The following is a 19,975-nucleotide window of genomic DNA, read 5'->3' as shown; positions in this document are numbered from 1 at the left end:
ATAAAATGATTAAGACCTTGATTGTTGAGGATGATATTTTTGATTACAGTCATTTAAAGAATATGATATCCTGGGCAGAACATGATTTTTTACTTTATGATGTGGCAAAAAACGGAAATGAAGCAGTTGAAATTATTGATAATAAGGAAATAGACCTGGTAATAACAGATATGTCTATGCCAGGAAAAGATGGTATAGAGCTAATAAAATATATAAGAAGCTATTATCCTGATATAAAAGTGCTGGCTATTAGTGGTTATGATGATTTTATGTATGTAAAACAGAGTTTAAAGCTGGGGGCACTTGATTATATCTTAAAACATAATTTAACCCCGGATTCATTATTGACCACTCTCAAATCAATAAAAGAGGCTATAATTAAAGAAGAACAGTCAAACAGGGAAAAGGAAATGTTGGAAAGGCAGCTAAAGACAGGTAGACATACCCTTGTTGAAAATGCAATAAATAAGCTGGTGAAAGAAGGGGTAGAAAGTGAAAAACAGGCCAGAAAAGAGCTTATCTCGTTAGGTATTAAACTTTATTTCGAAAAAATAGTAGTAGTTGCTGTCCAGATAGACAATTATGATTTTCTTAAAGAGAAATATCTGGATAGTGAGCTTAGTGATTTAAAAAAATCATTTAGCAGTATGGCCAATGAAATACTTAAAGATATGGCGTTAGCTGTGCTTTCTTTTCTAGAGGACGGAAAGTTTGTTATTTTATTTTCGTTTAAAAATAAAAGTAGTGAACAGGGTATCTTCAATCAGGTAACAACTACGGTTAATAGATTAAGGACTACTATCAAGCAAAACTTTAATCTAACAGCCTGCTTTGCTATTGCAGATATTTGCAGTCATATTAACAGGATAAATCAATACTATACTAGGGCTGAGCAATTACTCAAGAAAAAATTTTATTATGGAAAAGATAAGATTTTTTACTATACCTCTGCCAATAAAGTAAAGAGTAATGTTAATTTTCTGGGTATAAAGGAAGAAAAGGAACTGCTGGATTCAATAAAGAGGATGGATAAAAAAGAGATGATTTCCCTGATAAGAGATATCTTTGATCAAATAATGGAATCCCAACCCAGTATAAATTCAGTGAAATTAACTATTATTTCTTTTATAAATATTGTTAATAAGGTTGCTAAAGAATATTCAATAGAACTCTCTAGATTCTATAAGTATGGGGATAATCCCTATGAACAGTTATATAAATATGATACCTTTCAGGAATTAAAAGAATGGATCATAGATATTTATACTGATTTTCTGGACTACTTACAGGGGAAATATAATGCCCAAAACTATAGTGGGATAACAGGTGAGGCGATGTCATATGTCGATCAGCACTATAAGGAGGATATTAATTTGAGTATTGTGGCTGATAGGATTGGGGTAAATAGCTCATATTTAAGCAGGAAGTTTAAAAAAGACTCTGGTCAGGGTTTTATCCAGTATCTTAATTATGTACGAATTAGAGAAGCCAAGTCCTTAATTGCCAGTACTAATTGTCAGATTAAGGAGATTGTGCCTGAGGTTGGGTTCAATAATTATAATTATTTCTTTAAGGTCTTTAAGAGTATTCAGGGTATGACACCAGTAGAATATGAAGAATCTATCAGGGACAGTAAAAATTAACTTAGGTATCACATAAAAAATTGTATTTAATTTTGATTTAAGGATAAGATAGGACAAAGCGGTTTATTTGAAGATTGAATTTATCAGTGAATAGTGATAAAATATTAGTACCAGATATTAATATCTGGTACTAATATTTTATGGAGGTAAATATGAATAACAAATTCAATGCAAAGATAACTGGTATAGGTGCATACTTACCAAATAAAAAATTGACAAATCATGATCTTGAGAAAATGGTAGATACAAATGACGAATGGATAGTTAGGCGTACTGGTATCAAGGAAAGAAGAATTGCTGCAGAAAGTGAGTTTGCAAGTAATCTGGCCATAAAAGCTGTGGAAAATTTAATAGAGAGTAATAATGTTAAAATTAACGATGTTGATATGGTTATTGTAACCACTTTTACACCTGATCACTTAACTCCATCGGTAGCTGCATTGACTCAGGGTTATTTTAATATGGAATCAGCTGGGACTATGGATTTAAATTCAGCGTGTACAGGATTTATTTATGGATTATGTGTAGCTGATTCTCTAATAATGGCTAAACACAGTAAAAAAGTCTTAGTCATTGCTGCTGAAGCCCTCTCTAAAGTTGTAGATTATACAGACCGAAATACATGTATTCTTTTTGGTGATGCCGCAGTAGCTGTTCTGGTAGAAGGGAAAGAGGAAAAAGAGAGTTTTCTGGCATCATATTTTACATCAGATGGGAAGCTAGCTCACTATGCTACCTGTAGTAATCTGTCACAGAGGGTAAACGGTCAAAAAATGGATAAAGAAAAATTATTTCAGCAAGAAGGAAGACTTTTATATGAATATGTCCTTAAAAATATCCCAGTAGGAATTTCTAAACTCCTGGAAAAAAGTGGTCTGGTATTGAAAGATATTGACTGGTTTGTACCTCATAGTGCTAATTTGCGTATGATAGAAGCGCTCTGTAAACGAATGAACTTCCCCATTGAAAAAACCTTAATTAGCAATGAATTTTACGGTAATACCTCTTCAGCTTCAATTCCACTTGCTATCTGGAAGGCTTTAAATGAAGTTGAGATTAAGCCGGGAGATAAAATGCTGTTATATGGATTTGGTGGTGGGTTATCTCACGGGGGAATGATAATAGAATGGTAGTGTTATATTATATATCATTGATAGATTTATTCCCTTGTTTAAATCCATGATATTTAATTAAAGAGTGATGAACTTGAAAACATGAAAATGGGCCTGTAATGGCCCTGTTTTTTCTTAATAGCCATTATAGCCTTTATTTGGATAGTCATATATATTATTTTTTGTATTTAAACAGGTTAAAAATAAAATGTCTAAGAATTTGAGTATAATCAATATAATCTAATTAAATCAAGCTAAATAGCTGAATTAGATAAAATACTGTGTTTGACTTAGGTGTGTCTAAGACCTTATAATTTTAATTGAAAATGATTATCAATATATATTGAATTTTTAAGTTTTTAATCAATGCAGGTATTTGACAGCTGTAAAAATTATTGAAGGGCAGGGGGGAAAGGAAGTATGCAAACAAATAATATGGTCTCATTAAAAGAATTGGCAGTTGGTAAAAAAGGAATGATTGTCCGGATTACAGCTAAAGGGAGTTTGAAAAGAAGGTTTCTAGATATGGGTCTGGTACAAGGTGCTCAAGTAAAAGTAAAAGGAAAAGCACCAATGGGAGACCCGATTAAAGTTGATATCAAGGGTTATAACCTAAGTTTAAGAAAAAAAGAAGCCGATGAGATTTATGTGGAGGTTGAGTAAATGAACGGGAGTCAAGTACCATTAGCTTTTGTTACCCCAGGTAAGAATGCTGTTATTAAAGATATTATAGGTGGCTATAAACTTAGAAAACGACTGACTGATATGGGTTTTGTTAAAAGTGTTAATTTGAAATTATTAAAAAATGATAATGGTCCAATTATTGTAATGCTTGGTGAAAGCAAAGTAGCTTTAGGTTTTGGTATGGCACAAAAAATAATGGTTGAAGAACTAAACTAGCTTTTTTTGATTATTTTTTATTTTCACTTTAGGAAGGACTAAAAGAGGAGTGTGATTTTTCAAATGGAGTTGAAGTCAAGTTATCCAGAAAATAATATAGTAATTGCTCTGGCCGGTAATCCTAATTCTGGTAAAACAAGTATGTTTAATCAGTTGACAGGTGCCAGGCAACATGTGGGGAATTGGCCTGGTGTTACTGTTGAAAGAAAAGAGGGAACATTAAAATATAAAGATAATTTGGTAAATGTGGTTGATCTACCTGGCACATATAGCCTGGGGGCTTATTCAGAAGACGAGGTTGTTGCTAAGGATTTTTTGTTATACCACAGCCCTGATGTCACAGTAAATATAGTTGATACTACTAATCTGCAAAGAAATCTATATTTAACATTACAGTTACTTGAGATGGGGGCTAATACTGTACTGGCTTTAAATATGTATGATCAAGTCGAAAAACGACAGCAGAAGATTGATATTGATAAATTATCCAGTATTTTAGGTATACCTGTTGTTAAGACATCTGCTTCTAAAGGTGAAGGTGTTACACAGTTAGTCTCTACTGCTGTTAACATTGCCGGTAGAGATAAAACACCATTAGAGATTAATTATGGTAATGAACTCGAAGAAGAAATAAAGAATATTTCTGAGATTGTAGTTATGAATAATGAACTAAAAGTCAAATATAATATTAGATGGTTAGCCCTGAAAATATTGGAACAGGATGAACATATTCTGGAAGATGTTGAACATAAGCTTAGTGCAAGGCAGTTAGAAGAAATAAAAAATTGTATCCAACGAATAGAGAGTAAAACAGGAGAAGAAAGTGACACAATTATTGCAGATATGAGATATGGTTTTATTAATGAATTAATTGAGAAGACTGTCAAGAAATCCAAGTCTGTTGAAGAAAAGGTTTCCTTCTCTGATAAGATTGATGGGATAGTAACTAACCGCTATCTGGGTATTCCCATTTTTCTGCTGGCTATGTGGTCGGTTTTTAAAATAACCTTTGCCCTGGGTGATCCAATGATAGGCTGGATTGAAGAGTTTTTTGCTTTTCTAGGGACACTGGCCTCCAATCTATTACTGGCTGTAAATGCTTCAGATTTCCTGGTTTCACTAATTGTTGACGGAATCATTGGTGGTGTTGGTTCTGTGCTGGTCTTTATACCAAATATCTTTCTGCTTTTTCTCTGTATATCTATCCTGGAAGATAGTGGGTATTTAGCCAGAGCAGCCTATGTTATGGATAGATTAATGAGTAGTTTTGGTTTACATGGCAAGTCATTTATACCGCTATTAATTGGTTTTGGTTGTAATGTGCCTGGGGTAATGGCTACACGAACATTAGAGAATAAAAGTGATCGTATGATTACTATACTGGTGAATAGTTTTATGTCCTGTTCTGCCCGTTTACCTGTTTATGTAGTCTTTGCTGGAGTGTTTTTCCCTGGTAATGAGGGTAATGTTATTTTTTCTCTATATGTCCTAGGGATTCTAGTAGCTATAGTAATGGCTAAATTATTTAAAAGCTTTTTGTTTAAGGGAGCTGTTTCCCCTTTTGTATTGGAACTGCCTCAATATAGAATGCCTTCATTAAAAGGTACTATTATTCATATGTGGGAACGCGGCCGTCTCTTTATTAAAAAGGCTGGGACCTTGATTTTTAGTGTAGTTGTTTTAATCTGGCTATTATCAAGTCTCCCTTTAGGTGTCGAATATGCCAGCCAACACAGTTTTATAGGTAAAATAGGTAGTTTCTTATCACCATTATTTGCCCCATTAGGACTGGGTAACTGGCAGTCAACTGCTGCTTTGATATTCGGTATTTTAGCTAAAGAGGTTGTTATTGGTACTTTGGGGGTTGTATATAGTGTTGGTGAATCAGGTCTTAGTACTGCTATTGCTCAAAACTTTACTGCCTTATCTGCGTATTCTTTGATGGTACTTACATTATTATATACCCCTTGTGTAGCTACCTTAGGTGCTATCAAGAGAGAAACAAATTCCTGGAAATGGACAATATTTTCAGCAGTATATACCTTTGTGATAGCTTGGATAATAGCTTTTATAATTTATCAATTGGGTAGTTTCTTATATTAAGTATTATTGAGGATTTAAATAATTTTGTTACCAAAAAAGAAGGTGATATATAATGGATATATTGATAGTAGTTGGGATTGTTGTTTTTAGTATCTGGTATCTCTGGAAAAGCATCTGCAAACAGAGTAAAGGAAACTGTAGTTGTGATGGTTGTGATATGAATTGTTCAATGAAAGAGATGAATATTGATATAGATTAACCTTACATTTAAGTGATATATATCTGAATCAAAAGTTCCCCTCAATAATTTTGTTATTGAGGGGAATTCTATTTTACTTTAGATAAAAAATTTCAATTTTTGAATAACTATAACAATGTTAAAGAGTCTGTTCGAAAAGTATCAGTATATACCACCGGGGATTATATATCCCTTCACTCAACGGTAACACCTTAACTTCGTTCAGGGATATATAATCCCCTATTTATACCTTTTCGAACACATACTTAAATTAGAAAAAGTTTAATTCAAATAAAGGGAATATTCGCTTGATGCAGAAATTATCTGTGGTAATGTTTTTGTTATTTTAGTTTTTTTAACTCGGGGGGGAAATATTATTAGAAAGGAGAATAATTTATGAGTGATTTAATCAATTTGCCTAATATCGGAAGAAAATTATCGACAAGGCTTGCAAAAGTAGGGATTACCTCAATAGAGGAATTTAAACAGTATGAAAGTGAAGATATATTTATGAAATTAAGAAGTAAAGAGTCTGACCTGTGTTTTAATACACTCTGTGCATTAGAAGGGGCTAAAAAGGGTATTAGATGGCATGGTTTATCTGAAGAGGATAAATTAGCATTAAGAGAGTTCTATGATTCTATAAAATAGTATATTTTTAACTAGGAGACCATAAGGGAGGTTGTTACATGGATTTTCCTGTTCAGCGATGGAGGGATGCTGTTAAAATAAGACACTCTATTAGAACATATAATCAGCAGCCTTTGGTAGGGAATATAAAGGAAAGATTGCTTAAATTTATTGCTCAAGCTAATACTGAAGCAAATGGTGTTCGTGCAGAATTTATTGATGATGGAGGTAGTAAAGTTATTCAATCTATCATTGCTTCATATGGATTTATACAAGGGGTTAGGTCATATATTGCTTTTATAGTAGATAAAAATGATAGACACTGTTATGAGAAAATTGGGTACCTTGGAGAGATGTGTATTTTAGAAGCAACATCATTAGGATTAGCTAGTTGTTGGATTGGTGGTACATTTAAACCTAAACTTGTTGAAGACCAGCTCTCTATTGGTTTTTCAGAGAAAGTAGTGGCAATTACTCCTGTCGGTTATAGTAGCAATAAGAAGAGTATTATTGAGAAATTAATGAAAAAAATAGCAGGTAGTCATCAAAGGAAACCTTTAGAAGAATTGTGTCCAGATTATAATCAGCAGTGGCCAATCTGGATTAAGGATGCGGTCTGTCTGGCAAGACTTGCCCCTTCTGCTGTAAATAGGCAGCCGTGGCGTTTTATTGTCAGTGAGGATGCTAAAGAAATAAAAATTACCCTGGATAAATTAAGTGACATTGAAAGTAAAAGATTGGATTGCGGTATTGCCATGTTACATATTGAAATAGCTGCTTTAATTAATAACATACAAGGTGGCTGGAATTATCTAAACAAACCAGATATCGCAGTATATGTAAAAAAATAACTTGTTTACTATAATATATGGTGAAAACCATCTTGCTTTTAAATATTATGAAAATAGATTTTTTCCAAAGGGACCTCACTTTTTCCCATTAAATTGTCATTGCGAGGTCTCTTTTTTTGTTTATTTATGTATTGTTTTCTTAAAAGGTTTTAAAAAAGTTGTTATTTTAATTTTACCACTATAGTGGTAATACCTTAATAAAGCACCAGCATATCAATAATTAAAGGGAAATTAAAATGATAAGAAGAATAAAATAATTAAGGTGAAAGGACGAAAATGAATGACAAAAGAATGGCGTAGATTAAGATTATTAAATTCTGTACTGAAAGACAAACCCATTTTTTTTGCACGGCTTGATAAAGACTTAAAGTATCAGTTTTTTTATAATCTGCATCCAGACTTTCATGATTTATTATTGATTGGAAATAGTATATTAGATGTAACAGAAAATGATAGTACCATTAGATTATATAAGGCCTATAAAAAAACCCTGGAAACAGGCGAACAGCAGGTAAAATTTGTAACATTTTCAATCGATAGTAAAATAGCAACTTATAAATTCATCCTTGATCCAATTTTTGATGTTGATGGTACCATAAATGGAATTGATTCAATGGCGATAGATATTACAGATATCCTGGAACAGTTTACTGCAATAAAGGAAGAGCGGTTCGATTATTGTTTAAATAAAAGCAAAAGCTGTTTTGATAATATAGGCGAGAAAATTAAAAGTTTAAGACAAGTTATGGATATATCCCAGTCTGAACTGGCAAGAAAATCTACTTTATCACAATCATATATAAGTTCGTTAGAAAGAGATGAGGTGAATCCAACAATAACGTCACTTAAATTAATTGCTAAAGCCATAAATGTTGATCCAAAAAAATTTATAAATTATCTTTACTAAATTATATTCTCTACAGTCTAAAGTAAAAGAGGGAAAATGCTGGTTAGGAGTCATTATATGAAAAATCATTTTTCAATTATTAAAGGTAATAATAGAAGGAGGAGATTTTAATGCGTTTCTGGCATAGTTTAAAATTTAAAATGGTAATAGCAATTACACTTTTAACTATTTGCACAATGGGTGTATATGGGTATATTAATCTTAGGGGCACTATTAGTAATGGAAGAAAACTGGCGTATGATGCAAACCAGGCTTTAGCAGATAATTTAAGTCGGGAAATAGATAAGATTATCGGCTTTTCACAGGAAGAATTAAAAATATTAAGTGAGATGAGCTTACTTAAGACTTTTCAGCTTGATAAAACAACAAACCTGTTAGAAAAGACTGTAGAATATAATAATTACATAAGTAATATTCAGATCATAGATATTAATGGAAAAGAATTATTTGTGACATCTGGAAGACTTAGTGATAGGGGAGATAATAAATATGTACGGGAGGCCTTACAGGGAAAAGTAGTTTTTACTCAGGTAATGCTGAATGACAAGACACATTTACCAGCCCTAGACATTATGATACCAATAAAAAACGATGGTATAGTCCAGGGTTTAATTGCAGCTACCCTGGACCTTGAATTGCTAAATAACTTGTCAGCTAATACTACTGTTGGTCAGAGTGGATATGCCTTTATCATAGATAAAAATGGCCGAGTTATCGCTCACCCTGATAGAAAAATGGTTAATAATATGGAAGACCTTTCTAAACTAGAAATAGTTAGGGAAGTAATGGTCGGTAAAAGTGGTAATATGGAATATATTTATGAGGGCGAGACAAAATTAGCCGCTTACCAGCCTATTGATACTACTGGATGGGGAGTAATTGTACAACTGCCAGTAAAGGAAGCCTTTTCTCAGGTTAATACTGCTCTGAAAGAAGGTATAATAACAATTTTAATTATATTATTGATAAGTATATTTTTAGCATATTTTACTGCCCGTTATATGACATCACCTATATATAAAGCAATTAATTTTTCTCAGGAGATTACAGAGGGGAATTTAAATATTCCTTCCCTTAAACATAATACCAGGGATGAGATAGGTAGGCTGATTACTAATCTTAATCAAATGAAAGATGAATTATCTGATATGGTAGGGGAAATTTCCGAAATTTCAGGGGATTTGGTTTCTTCTAGTGAAGATCTGTCTAATTCGTCAGAACAGATTGGAAAAACAGCCGGACAGGTAAGTGTGGCAATACAGAACGTTGCTTCTGGTTCAGAAGAACAGTCTGCTCAAATCGAAGAAAGTAGAAGCAATGTTGGTCATTTAAATGAACAGATTGATGAGATAAATGTGATTACAGATGGTATGAATGAAAGGGCAAGAAATGTTATAGAAAATATCCATACTGGTAATCAATCTGTAAGTGAGGCTGTTGGAAAAGCTAATAATGTAAATGTAGTAGTTACTAAAGTTGCCAGTAATGTTAATCATTTAGGGGATATGTCTATTGAAATTGAAAAAATTGTAGAGTTAATTAATGGAATTTCGGCCCAGACTAATTTGCTAGCTTTGAATGCTGCTATAGAGGCTGCCCGTGCTGGAGAAGCTGGTAGGGGATTTACTGTTGTTGCAGATGAAATCAGGGAATTAGCAGAAGAATCTTCAAAGGCAACAGAAAAAATTGCTGCTCTGATAAAAAATGTTCAGCAAGAAGTTGGTTCAGCAGTTGAAATGATGGAACAGACAGAGCAGGCAGTTGATGAAAATGTAGATTCTATAGAAGGTACCGGTCGTATCTTTGATAAAATAAATGATTCAGTGGAATATTTGGCTAAACAAATTAAAGGAATATCAAATAAAACAGCGATAATGGCAAAAAATAGTGATGGGGTGGAGACTTCAATTGCTGAAGCAGCAGCTGTTAGTCAGGAGTCCGCAAGTAATGCCCAGGAAGTAGCAGCTTCCAGTGAAGAGCAAACCGCTGCAACTGAAGAAATAGCAGCTAGTGCAGAAAGATTGAGTGAAATTGCAGAAAAATTAGCTGCAAAAATTGAAAGATTTAATGTATAAATATGTGTACTATAAAATATTAATAAGGTATGGTTTTAAAATATTATTTTATTGGTATAGCAACTGCAGTAGTCATAGCAGTTGCTATATTTCAGGTTCTTAGATGATAGTATTGTTAATTTAATAGATGTTTTTTTAAAAAAGTTTAAGATTTATCCAGATTACATTGCATGTTTAAAAAAATTATGTTATTATATATTCAAACGATTGCATAAGGTTGTCATACTGGGAGTGGTCTAGATGAAAAATGTTACTATCAAAGATGTAGCGAGAGTGGCTGGTGTTTCTCCATCTACTGTATCAAGGGTTATAAGTGATAGTCAGCGTATAAGTAAAAAAACTAAGAAACTTGTCCGTAAAACCATGAAAGAGCTGGGTTATCACCAGAATGCAATTGCCAGGAGTCTGGTTACTAAGAAAACAAATACCATTGGTCTGGTGATGGCCAGACCTACCCAGGAAGCCTTTGCTAATCCTTTTTTCTCAGAGATAATTCAAGGGATTGCAGTTGTTACTCAAAAAAAACACTATAATTTAATATTATCTTCTACTGGTGATTATCACGAAGAACAGGAAGAAACCATCAAATTAATTAGAAACCGCCGGGTTGATGGTGTGATTTTGATGGCTTCCCGGAGTAATGATGAACTAATCAATCAATTGCTTGAGGCAGAATTTCCCTTTGTACTTATCGGAAGGAGTCCCGAATACCAGGGGATTCCCATTGTAAATAATGATAATATAAAGGCTGTCTATAATACGGTAAACTATCTGTTAAAAAAAGACTATCAAAATATAATTGCTCTTTCTGGTCCCAGGGAATATATCTTTAGCCAGGATAGGGCCCTGGGGTATCAAAAGGCATTGGCTGAACATGCCCATAAAAATCAGCGGATAATCTATATAGATGACTTTACATATGAAGATGGTTATCAGGGTACTTTAGAATTTCTGGAGTCAAACAGGGAACCATTTGATGCTATACTTGCCTTTGATGATATGATAGCCCTAGGGGCTCTGCGTGCTGTTCAGGATTATGGATTTAAGGTTCCCCGGGATATAGGTATAGTTGGTTTTAATGATGACCCAATGATTTCTTATTTGAGGCCGGCGTTAACAACAGTTAAAGTTCCGATTAATAAGATGGGTAAAGAAGCGGCTGAAATGTTAATAAATATCTTGAATAATGAGGATTATCAGGGAGAGGAAATTATATTACCAACAGAATTAGTTATTAGGGAAACTCTCCAATAATCAAATGATTATAATGTCGATAAGGCTGAAGGTACAATATATATAATTGTGCAAACGATTGCAATAACCAAAGTATAATTTGTCTGCTTTTTTTACATATATAAAATAAACTTTTGATAAAATTTTTGGTAATGAGGAGAAATCCTTAATAATAAAATCAAATTAAAGGGGGATGATTTAAATTGAAGACTAAGTATTTATTGGTTATGTCATTGGTTTTTGTATTTTCTCTTTCTATACTTGTTTCGGCGGTAGAGGTGGATATTTTTCAGTTTAAGGTTGAAACAAAAGATATACTGGAAAAGGCTGCTGAGTTGTATATGGAAAAGAACCCGGATGTGAGATTAAATATTCAGACAGTTGGTGGTGGTGATGATTATGGTGCTGCCTTAAGATCCAGGTTTGCTTCTGGTAATGAACCGGTAATTTTTAATGTAGGTGGTCCTCAGGATATTGATGATTGGATGGATTATTTGGAAGACTTATCAAGTGAGCCCTGGGTTGATCTGGCTTATAGGGGTGTGCTGGATGGTGTAACAGTTGATGGCAAGATTTATGGCTTGCCCTTTAATCAGGAGGGTTATGGTTTTATTTATAATAAAACCATTTTCCAGGAAGCAGGTATTGACCCTGAAGTAATCACCAGTTATGATGCCCTGGTAGCAGCGCTTGATAAACTGGAGGACCAGAAAGGTAAATTGGGATTAAAGGCTCCTATTGCTTTTCCTGCTAAGGAGAAATGGGTTACTGGTTTACACCTTTCGAATGTAGCCTTTAGCCAGGAGTTTGGAGATGTTCTGACGGCTTATAAGGCAGATGAAGTAGAGTTTACATATGGTGAAGAGTTAAAACTACTTGTTGATTTACAGGCGGATTATGGCTATAAACCGGCTGGAACAAAGGCTTCTTTAAATGCTGTCGACTACTCTACCCAGGTGGATGAATTATTTTCTTTGGGACAGGTAGCAGTAATTCAACAGGGGAATTGGGTATATGCTAGTATAGCCAGTATGGATGAAGAACTTGCAGGAAATATAGGTATATTGCCCCTTCCTTTAAAGGGAGTTGTTGAAGATAGTATTCCTGTTGGTGTTCCAATGTACTGGGCTGTTAACAAAAATAGAAAGGCCGCTGAAAAAGAAGCAGCCAAGGATTTCTTAAACTGGCTTTATACTTCTGATAAAGGCAAGGAAATGATTATCAATGAGTTCAAATTTATCCCGGCACTCAGTGGTTATGAGGGATTAAAGCCTTCTGATCCCCTGGCAGAGGATATTCTAGAGTATTCAGAAGCAGAAAAGACAATGTCTTGGGTTTTTATGGGTTATCCATCTGGCTGGGGAGAACAGATTCTTGGGGCCAACCTCCAGGCCTATCTAGCTGGAGATATAAGCTGGAATGAACTGGAAGAGAACTGTAAAGAAGAATGGTCAGATGTCAGGAAGTAATTAGAAGGAATAAATATATTAACTATGAGAGTCATTGTTTTTACAGTGGCTCTCATATTATAAAATAAGAGGGGGGATAAAAAATGAAGAAGAATAAGCTGACATTCTGGGCTTTTGTTGGACCTTGTTTACTGGCTTTTATAATAGTTGTAATAATACCACTAATTTTTGGAATATATTATTCCTTTACAGATTGGAATGGCATTAATGCTGATCTTACTTATGTTGGTATTAGTAATTACCTTGAGTTATTTAGTGATAAGCATTTTGTAAATTCCTTTATTTTTACTACCAAGTTTACTATTGTTTCCGTGATTTTGATTAATGTTACTGGTTTTTCACTGGCTTTACTAGTGACCCGGGGTTTGAAAATGAGTAATTTGCTGAGGACAATTTTCTTTATGCCGAATCTAATAGGTGGTTTAATACTTGGATTTATCTGGCAGTTCATCTTTATTAATGCCTTTGCTTCTTTAGGAGAGTATACCGGACAGATGTGGTTAATGGGCTGGCTGTCCACAACGAAAACTTCATTCTGGGGACTGCTTATTTTAATGACCTGGCAGCTATCAGGATATGTTATGGTTATTTATATAGCAGCAATTCAGGGTATTCCCAAAGAATTACTAGAGGCTGCCCAGATAGATGGTGCTAACACCTGGCAGAGGGTTAAAAGTATAATGTTACCACTGGTTAGACCTGCTTTTACGATCAGCCTTTTCTTAACACTCTCTAATTCCTTTAAATTATATGACCAGAATCTGTCTCTGACCGGAGGTGCACCTGCCAGGTCAAGTGAGATGCTGGCTATGAATATATATAACACAGCCTTTTCATTTATGAAATTTGGAGAAGCACAGGCCAAAGCTGTTATATTTTTAATTATTGTTGGTATTTTTACCCTGAGCCAGGTTTATATTTCTAAAAAAGGTGAGGTGGAAATGTAATGAAAAAGGGCAGGAAAGTTATGCTAATAGTGATAGGTCTACTGGCTGCAGGTCTTTATCTGTCACCCTTTTATATTATGCTGGTTAATTCTTTTAAAACAAAGAGGCAGTTGTTTCTGGATACTTTGGGTCTGCCTGATTCATTTAATATTGATAATTATATTTTGGCCTGGCAGAGACTGGATTTTTTAAGGGTGTTTGCTAATTCATTAATCATAACAGTAGCAAGTATTGCCCTGATTATAATTTTTTCTTCCATGGCCGGTTGGATGTTGGAGAGGACAAAAACCAAATTAAGTAATTTTATATTTTTTCTTTTCATTGCTGCTATGCTTATTCCGTTTCAATCAGTAATGCTCCCTTTGATCAGGATAATGGGAAAACTAAACTTTCTTAATATACCTGGACTTATTTTTATGTATTTAGGTTTTGGTTCAAGTTTATCTATTTTCCTTTACCATGGTTTTGTAAAGAGTGTTCCTAAGTCCCTTGATGAGGCAGCTATTATAGATGGCTGTAATTACTGGCAGACATACTGGTATATTATTCTTCCGATCCTGAAACCCATCTCAGTTACAGTCGCTATTTTGAACTCTACCTGGATCTGGAATGATTACCTGTTGCCTTCACTGGTTATTAACCGTGAGGACACTCATACTATACCATTGAGGATATTCTTCTTTTTTGGTGAGTATACTAAACAGTGGAATCTGGCAATGGCCGGTTTAGTATTAGCAATAATACCGGTAATAGTTTTCTATTTCTTCTCTCAGAAACATATTATTAAAAGTTTTACTGAAGGGAGTATTAAATAAGACGTAACGAATAATATAGACGGAGGGATAGTTTATGAAACAGTATCTGGAACATCATCCCTGGAAAATAATTGAACCAGGATTTGATTCAGAAAATCAGCTTTTATCAGAGAGTATCTTTAGTCTGGGGAATGGTTATATGGGTCAGCGGGCTAATTTTGAAGAAGAATACAGTGGGGAGACCCTACAGGGCAATTATATGGCAGGTGTCTATTACCCTGATAAAACGGTTGTCGGCTGGTGGAAAATTGGTTATCCTGAATATTTTGCTAAGGTCTTAAATTCTACTAACTGGCTAGGTATAGATATTAAGGTAGATGGTCAGGTTTTGGATCTGGCTAAATGTAGGGTAGAGAAATTTCAAAGAATCCTCAATATGAAAGAGGGATATTTAAGCAGAGAGTTTATAGCGGAATTTAGTAATGGAAACCGTCTTAAAGTAAATGCCTGCCGTTTTATTAGTATGGCCAGACCGGAGATAGCTGCAATCCGTTATTCAGTTAAGGTTTTAAATTTTGAGGGAAAACTGGAGATAACCCCTTATTTAGATGGTGATGTAATAAACCAGGATGCCAATTATGGTGAAAAATTTTGGGATCAGGTAGCTGGCGATGTCAATGACGGTAGGGGTTATTTGCTGTTAAAGACAAAAAAATTGGATTTTCACATCTGTACAGCTATGGATTGTCAAATAAGAAAAAATGGTCAAGAGTTGAGGCCTGACCTTGATAAAATAAAGAATGAAAAATACATAGCAAATAAATATTTCCTGGATATTCAGCAAAATGATGAAGTGACTTTATTTAAATATATAGCCAGTACATCTTCACGGTATTACCAGGTAGGTGAACTTATTGATGAGACCAGCTGTCAATCCCGGAAGGCAGCTGAACTGGGTTTTGATAATTTACTGGCAGAGCAGTCAGCAGCCTGGGGAGAAATATGGCAGAAAAGTGATATCAAGATTGAGGGTGATACTGCTGCCCAGCAGGGGATAAGGTTTAATATTTTTCAGTTAAATCAGACTTACACTGGTGAAGATGAGAGGCTTAATATTGGTCCCAAAGGATTTACAGGTGAAAAATATGGGGGGAGTACATACTGGGACACAGAAGGCTTCTGTCTACCTTTTTATCTGAGTACAGCAGACCAGTCTGTTGCTAAAAATCTACTATTGTATCGTTATCGGCATCTGGAGAAAGCCCAGGAAAATGCAGCCAGGCTTGGGTTCTCCGGTGGTGCTGCCCTTTACCCCATGGTAACTATGAATGGGGAAGAGAGTCATAATGAATGGGAGATAACCTTTGAGGAGATACACCGCAATGGGGCTATAGCCTATGCCATCTATAATTATGTTAATTATACCGGGGACTATTCCTATCTGGCTGATTATGGACTAGAGGTATTAATAGCCATAGCACGTTTCTGGGCCCAGAGGGTTAATTATTCAGAGAAGAAGAATAAATATGTTATTCTGGGGGTAACAGGTCCTAATGAATATGAAAATAACGTGAATAATAATTGGTATACTAATCGGATAGCAGTCTGGACTCTGGAATATACCCTGGAGGTCATGGACTATCTTGAACAGGAATACCCTGAAAGTTTAGCAAAAATAAAAGAAAAGGTATCTTTTAAACCAGAAGAGATTAATAAGTGGCATGATATTATTAATAAGATGTATTACCCTATTGATGAAGAAGAGGGTATTTTCCTGCAGCAGGACAATTATCTGGATAAAGAACAGCTTTTGCTTAGTGAGCTGGACAGGGGAGATCTACCCCTTAACCAGCACTGGTCCTGGGATAGAATACTCCGCTCCTGTTTTCTTAAACAGGCGGATGTACTCCAGGGTTTATATTTCCTGGAAGATAAATATGACCTTGAAACTATCAGGAGGAACTTCCGTTTCTATGAAGCAAGGACTGTCCATGAATCTTCCTTGTCCCCATCTGTTCACGCAGTCCTGGCGGCCAAAATCGGGGATTACCAGAAGGCTTATGAGATGTATCTACGGACTTCAAGACTTGACCTGGATAATTATAATAATGATACTGAAGATGGCTGTCATATTACAAGTATGGCTGGGACTTGGCTGGCTATAGTGCAGGGTTTTGGCGGACTCAGGGTCAGAGATAATACTTTAATACTTAATCCCTTTCTACCAGAAAAATGGTCTTCTTATAGTTTTAAAATAAACTATAGAGGAGCATTAGTAAATATAATGGTTGGGTTAGAGGGTCTAACTATTCAAAATGAGAGTAAAAATGATATAGAGATTAAGGTCTATGATAAAGAATATCACTTAGCAGGAGATGGCCAGTTAAAGATTAAAGATTATAAACAGGGGTGATAGTATATGTTTGGGCAGATACAGGATTATCAAAAGAAAAAAAATAAAGTTATCATTAATTATGAACAACATTCAGGAGAAGTAGAATTTATCTCTCCATCGATAGTAAACTTCTTTGCTCCCATAAGTAATCAGCGGCGGTTTTCCCGGGCTGTTGAAGAGATAAAAGGAGATAATATATCTTTTGAAGTAACTGAAGATGTGGGAATTATTCTTAAAACAGAACAGCTGAAAGTAGTCATACATGATCAGTTCAAAGTAGATATCTATAATAAAGATGATAAAATTATTTCTAAGGATTATCGGGGAGAACGTAAGCCTTTTATCCGGCGTGGTAAAGGGGATATCATAGCAGAAGAAGGTCATCAGATTATCAAGGGGAATATAAAAAACAGAATAGAGGTCCTAAAAGAAATGACAGGTGAAGAGTATTTCTACGGTCTGGGTGAACAGACAGGTCCTTTAAATAAAAAGGGTTATCGCTATCAAATGTGGAATACTGATGACCCCAGCCCTCATGTAGAAAGTTTTGAAAGCCTTTATAAATCAATACCCTTTGTCATTATCCTTAAAGATGGTCTGGCCTATGGTTTGTTTTTTGATAATACTTATAGGTCGTATTTCGACCTGGGTAAAGAGAGTAGTCAATACCTTTACTATGGTGTTGATAATGGAAACTTGAATTATTATTTTATATATGGACCATCTATTAAAGAAGTTGTAGAGAAATATACCTATTTAACCGGGAGGACACCACTGCCTCAGTTATGGACACTTGGTTATCATCAGTCTCGTTATAGTTATGATTCTGAGAACAGGGTCAGGGAAGTTGCTGATAAGTTAAGGGAAAAAGACATTCCCTGTGATGCAATTTATCTAGATATAGATTATATGGATGGCTACCGTGTTTTCACCTGGGATCAGGAAAAATTCCCAAACTTTGAAAAACTGATCAGTGATTTAAAAAAACAGGGTTTTAAAGTAGTAACTATTGTCGACCCTGGAATAAAAAAAGATAATGGTTATTTAGTTTATGATGAAGGTCTATCTAACGGCTATTTTGCACGGGATAAAGACGGTATTCCCTATGTGAATAGGGTGTGGCCTGGGGAGAGCCTTTATCCGGATTTTTCCAGTGAAGAGGTAAGAAAGTGGTGGGCTGATAAGCAAAATACTCTGCTTGAAACCGGGGTAGCAGGTATCTGGAATGATATGAATGAACCCGCCAGTTTTGACGGTCCTCTACCTGCTGACCTTCAGTTTGAAAATGAGGGACATCAGACAGACCATCAGGAGATCCATAATGTATATGGTCATTTAATGGTCAGGGCTTCAGCTGAAGGGATTAAGAAGTATACAGGTAAAAGGCCGTTTGTCATTACCCGGGCAGCTTATGCTGGCACACAGAAGTACTCTACCGTCTGGACCGGTGATAATCAGAGTTTCTGGGAACACCTGCGCATGTCACTGCCTATGCTTATGAATCTAGGTTTAAGTGGTATGGCTTTCTGTGGTGCAGATCTTGGTGGATTTAGCTTTGACTGTTCAGGAGAACTATTATCACGCTGGGTACAGGTAGGGGCTTTCACACCACTCTTCAGAAACCACTCTGCTGCTTACACCAGAGACCAGGAGCCCTGGTGTTTTGACTTAGAAACAGAAAGAATATACAGGAAGTATGTAAAATTAAGGTATAGACTGATCCCATATTTATATGATTTATTCTGGCAGGAGCAAAAAATAGGTTTACCTATTATTAGACCACTGGTTTTACACTATCAGGATGATGAAAATACTTATGAATTAAATGATCAATTCCTTGTTGGTGAAAATATTTTAGTAGCCCCTGTAGTCCAGCAGGGTCAACTGGCCAGGGCTGTTTATTTACCTTCTGGCAAATGGGTTGATTACTGGACAAAAGAGATTATTGAAGGGGGGAGATATATCCTGAAAAAAACCCCTCTTGATACCTGTCCTATCTTTATTAAAGAAGGTAGTTTGATACCTAATTATAAAGTAGGAGCTTATCTTGATAATAAAATGAATCAGGAGTTAATCTTAGACCTCTACCCTGGTGATTTTAACTATCTTCACTATCAGGATGATGGAGAGAGCTTTAATTATCAAAAAGGAGAGTATAATTTATATCAATTTGCTATAGCCTGCAAGCAGGATTTGACTATCAGTATCAAGAAGATACATTATAAATATAACGGGTATAAAAAATTTACTTTTATGATCAATAATTACCAGGCAGAAGAGGTGCTTGTTGATGGACAGTCCCATTTTTTTCAGAATGATGAAGATAGGTTTGTACTGGTAGTTGGTCCTGATGCAAAGGAGATAAAAATTTCTGGAACTGGCGGCTAATATTGTTACTGCTTTTTCCTGGGAATAGCTTCCTATATACCGTGTTAAACAAAGTCAGGTCGATATAAACAAGATTAATAAATAATAATTCCTCCTTTTCTGGTTAATAATATTCCAATCAGTAAAGGAGGAATTTTTTTCTAATAGGATTATGCTGATTCCTGACCGCTTTCTTGCAGAAGTGGCGCTTATTTAAACTAAATGACTCAAAAGAAGGTATTTTAATATTATAAATATATATGGTCTAATATGATAGATAAAGATGATACTTGCCAACACTAAATTAAAGTGGAGCTTAGTAAGGGTATATATATCATCAAGTGAGGATGGCAAGTTAAAAACACATAATCGTATTTATGAACAATGGATATACAATTATATGAGTACAG

General features: G+C 34.9%; 16 protein-coding genes. All 16 read left to right on the top strand.

Annotated elements, in window-relative coordinates; translation table 11 throughout:
* The first annotated feature begins 5 nt into the window (after window positions 1-5).
* Window positions 6-1,643, top strand: coding sequence for a response regulator transcription factor (locus D7D81_RS18515; RefSeq protein WP_164522349.1), 1,638 nt, complete (start codon window positions 6-8; stop codon window positions 1,641-1,643).
* Window positions 1,644-1,795: 152 nt separating this feature from the next.
* Window positions 1,796-2,776 (top strand): ketoacyl-ACP synthase III, encoded by a 981-nt coding sequence (locus tag D7D81_RS18510; RefSeq protein WP_125991501.1) that lies wholly within the window; start codon window positions 1,796-1,798, stop codon window positions 2,774-2,776.
* Between the two features lie 399 nt (window positions 2,777-3,175).
* Window positions 3,176-3,418 (top strand): FeoA family protein, encoded by a 243-nt coding sequence (locus tag D7D81_RS18505; protein WP_125991499.1) that lies wholly within the window; start codon window positions 3,176-3,178, stop codon window positions 3,416-3,418.
* Window positions 3,419-3,655, top strand: coding sequence for a FeoA family protein (locus tag D7D81_RS18500; RefSeq protein ID WP_125991497.1), 237 nt, complete (start codon window positions 3,419-3,421; stop codon window positions 3,653-3,655). It abuts the gene before it with no gap.
* A 63-nt stretch (window positions 3,656-3,718) separates the two neighbouring features.
* Entirely contained in the window at window positions 3,719-5,758 is a 2,040-nt protein-coding gene (gene feoB, locus D7D81_RS18495; protein ID WP_125991495.1) for a ferrous iron transport protein B, read from the top strand.
* A gap of 52 nt (window positions 5,759-5,810) precedes the next feature.
* On the top strand, window positions 5,811-5,957 hold the full coding sequence (locus D7D81_RS18490) for a FeoB-associated Cys-rich membrane protein (protein ID WP_205739288.1): 147 nt from the start codon (window positions 5,811-5,813) through the stop codon (window positions 5,955-5,957).
* Window positions 5,958-6,332: 375 nt separating this feature from the next.
* The gene (locus D7D81_RS18485) at window positions 6,333-6,587 is read left to right on the top strand and encodes a TfoX/Sxy family DNA transformation protein (protein WP_125991491.1); all 255 of its coding nucleotides are present in this window, start codon (window positions 6,333-6,335) and stop codon (window positions 6,585-6,587) included.
* Between the two features lie 38 nt (window positions 6,588-6,625).
* Window positions 6,626-7,417, top strand: coding sequence for a nitroreductase family protein (locus tag D7D81_RS18480; protein ID WP_125991489.1), 792 nt, complete (start codon window positions 6,626-6,628; stop codon window positions 7,415-7,417).
* A 280-nt stretch (window positions 7,418-7,697) separates the two neighbouring features.
* Complete coding sequence (locus tag D7D81_RS18475; RefSeq protein ID WP_125991487.1) at window positions 7,698-8,324, top strand: helix-turn-helix domain-containing protein; 627 nt, start codon at window positions 7,698-7,700, stop codon at window positions 8,322-8,324.
* Window positions 8,325-8,434: 110 nt separating this feature from the next.
* Window positions 8,435-10,399 carry a methyl-accepting chemotaxis protein gene (locus D7D81_RS18470; protein ID WP_125991485.1) on the top strand — a complete coding sequence of 655 codons (1,965 nt, stop codon included), beginning with the start codon at window positions 8,435-8,437 and terminating at the stop codon, window positions 10,397-10,399.
* A 240-nt stretch (window positions 10,400-10,639) separates the two neighbouring features.
* Window positions 10,640-11,653 (top strand): LacI family DNA-binding transcriptional regulator, encoded by a 1,014-nt coding sequence (locus D7D81_RS18465; RefSeq protein ID WP_125991483.1) that lies wholly within the window; start codon window positions 10,640-10,642, stop codon window positions 11,651-11,653.
* 182 nt (window positions 11,654-11,835) lie between these two features.
* The gene (locus D7D81_RS18460) at window positions 11,836-13,101 is read left to right on the top strand and encodes an ABC transporter substrate-binding protein (RefSeq protein WP_125991481.1); all 1,266 of its coding nucleotides are present in this window, start codon (window positions 11,836-11,838) and stop codon (window positions 13,099-13,101) included.
* Window positions 13,102-13,184: 83 nt separating this feature from the next.
* A complete protein-coding gene (locus D7D81_RS18455; RefSeq protein ID WP_125991479.1) occupies window positions 13,185-14,048 on the top strand; it encodes a carbohydrate ABC transporter permease in 864 nt (287 codons plus the stop codon).
* A complete protein-coding gene (locus D7D81_RS18450; RefSeq protein WP_125991477.1) occupies window positions 14,048-14,863 on the top strand; it encodes a carbohydrate ABC transporter permease in 816 nt (271 codons plus the stop codon). Before D7D81_RS18455 ends, D7D81_RS18450 begins: the two co-directional genes overlap by 1 nt.
* A gap of 34 nt (window positions 14,864-14,897) precedes the next feature.
* Window positions 14,898-17,216, top strand: a complete 2,319-nt coding sequence (locus D7D81_RS18445; protein ID WP_125991475.1) for a glycoside hydrolase family 65 protein — start codon at window positions 14,898-14,900, stop codon at window positions 17,214-17,216.
* Window positions 17,217-17,222: 6 nt separating this feature from the next.
* Window positions 17,223-19,586, top strand: a complete 2,364-nt coding sequence (locus D7D81_RS18440) for a glycoside hydrolase family 31 protein (protein WP_125991473.1) — start codon at window positions 17,223-17,225, stop codon at window positions 19,584-19,586.
* The last annotated feature ends 389 nt before the right edge of the window (window positions 19,587-19,975 follow it).

Origin of the sequence: Halocella sp. SP3-1, assembly GCF_003953885.1 — a bacterium.
Lineage (GTDB): Bacteria > Bacillota > Halanaerobiia > Halanaerobiales > DTU029 > Iocasia > Iocasia fonsfrigidae.
Note: the sequence above shows the minus strand (reverse complement) of the source record. Positions and strands in the feature narration are given on the sequence as shown.

Bases quoted from the DNA above. Each gene is read 5' to 3' on its own strand.
- D7D81_RS18485 (WP_125991491.1), top strand. From the start codon at position 6,333: ATGAGTGATTTAATCAATTTGCCTAATATCGGAAGAAAATTATCGACA.
- feoB (WP_125991495.1), top strand. From the start codon at position 3,719: ATGGAGTTGAAGTCAAGTTATCCAGAAAATAATATAGTAATTGCTCTG.
- D7D81_RS18465 (WP_125991483.1), top strand. From the start codon at position 10,640: ATGAAAAATGTTACTATCAAAGATGTAGCGAGAGTGGCTGGTGTTTCT.
- D7D81_RS18445 (WP_125991475.1), top strand. From the start codon at position 14,898: ATGAAACAGTATCTGGAACATCATCCCTGGAAAATAATTGAACCAGGA.
- D7D81_RS18470 (WP_125991485.1), top strand. From the start codon at position 8,435: ATGCGTTTCTGGCATAGTTTAAAATTTAAAATGGTAATAGCAATTACA.
- D7D81_RS18490 (WP_205739288.1), top strand. From the start codon at position 5,811: ATGGATATATTGATAGTAGTTGGGATTGTTGTTTTTAGTATCTGGTAT.
- D7D81_RS18515 (WP_164522349.1), top strand. From the start codon at position 6: ATGATTAAGACCTTGATTGTTGAGGATGATATTTTTGATTACAGTCAT.
- D7D81_RS18450 (WP_125991477.1), top strand. From the start codon at position 14,048: ATGAAAAAGGGCAGGAAAGTTATGCTAATAGTGATAGGTCTACTGGCT.
- D7D81_RS18475 (WP_125991487.1), top strand. From the start codon at position 7,698: ATGACAAAAGAATGGCGTAGATTAAGATTATTAAATTCTGTACTGAAA.
- D7D81_RS18505 (WP_125991499.1), top strand. From the start codon at position 3,176: ATGCAAACAAATAATATGGTCTCATTAAAAGAATTGGCAGTTGGTAAA.
- D7D81_RS18500 (WP_125991497.1), top strand. From the start codon at position 3,419: ATGAACGGGAGTCAAGTACCATTAGCTTTTGTTACCCCAGGTAAGAAT.
- D7D81_RS18455 (WP_125991479.1), top strand. From the start codon at position 13,185: ATGAAGAAGAATAAGCTGACATTCTGGGCTTTTGTTGGACCTTGTTTA.
- D7D81_RS18480 (WP_125991489.1), top strand. From the start codon at position 6,626: ATGGATTTTCCTGTTCAGCGATGGAGGGATGCTGTTAAAATAAGACAC.
- D7D81_RS18510 (WP_125991501.1), top strand. From the start codon at position 1,796: ATGAATAACAAATTCAATGCAAAGATAACTGGTATAGGTGCATACTTA.
- D7D81_RS18440 (WP_125991473.1), top strand. From the start codon at position 17,223: ATGTTTGGGCAGATACAGGATTATCAAAAGAAAAAAAATAAAGTTATC.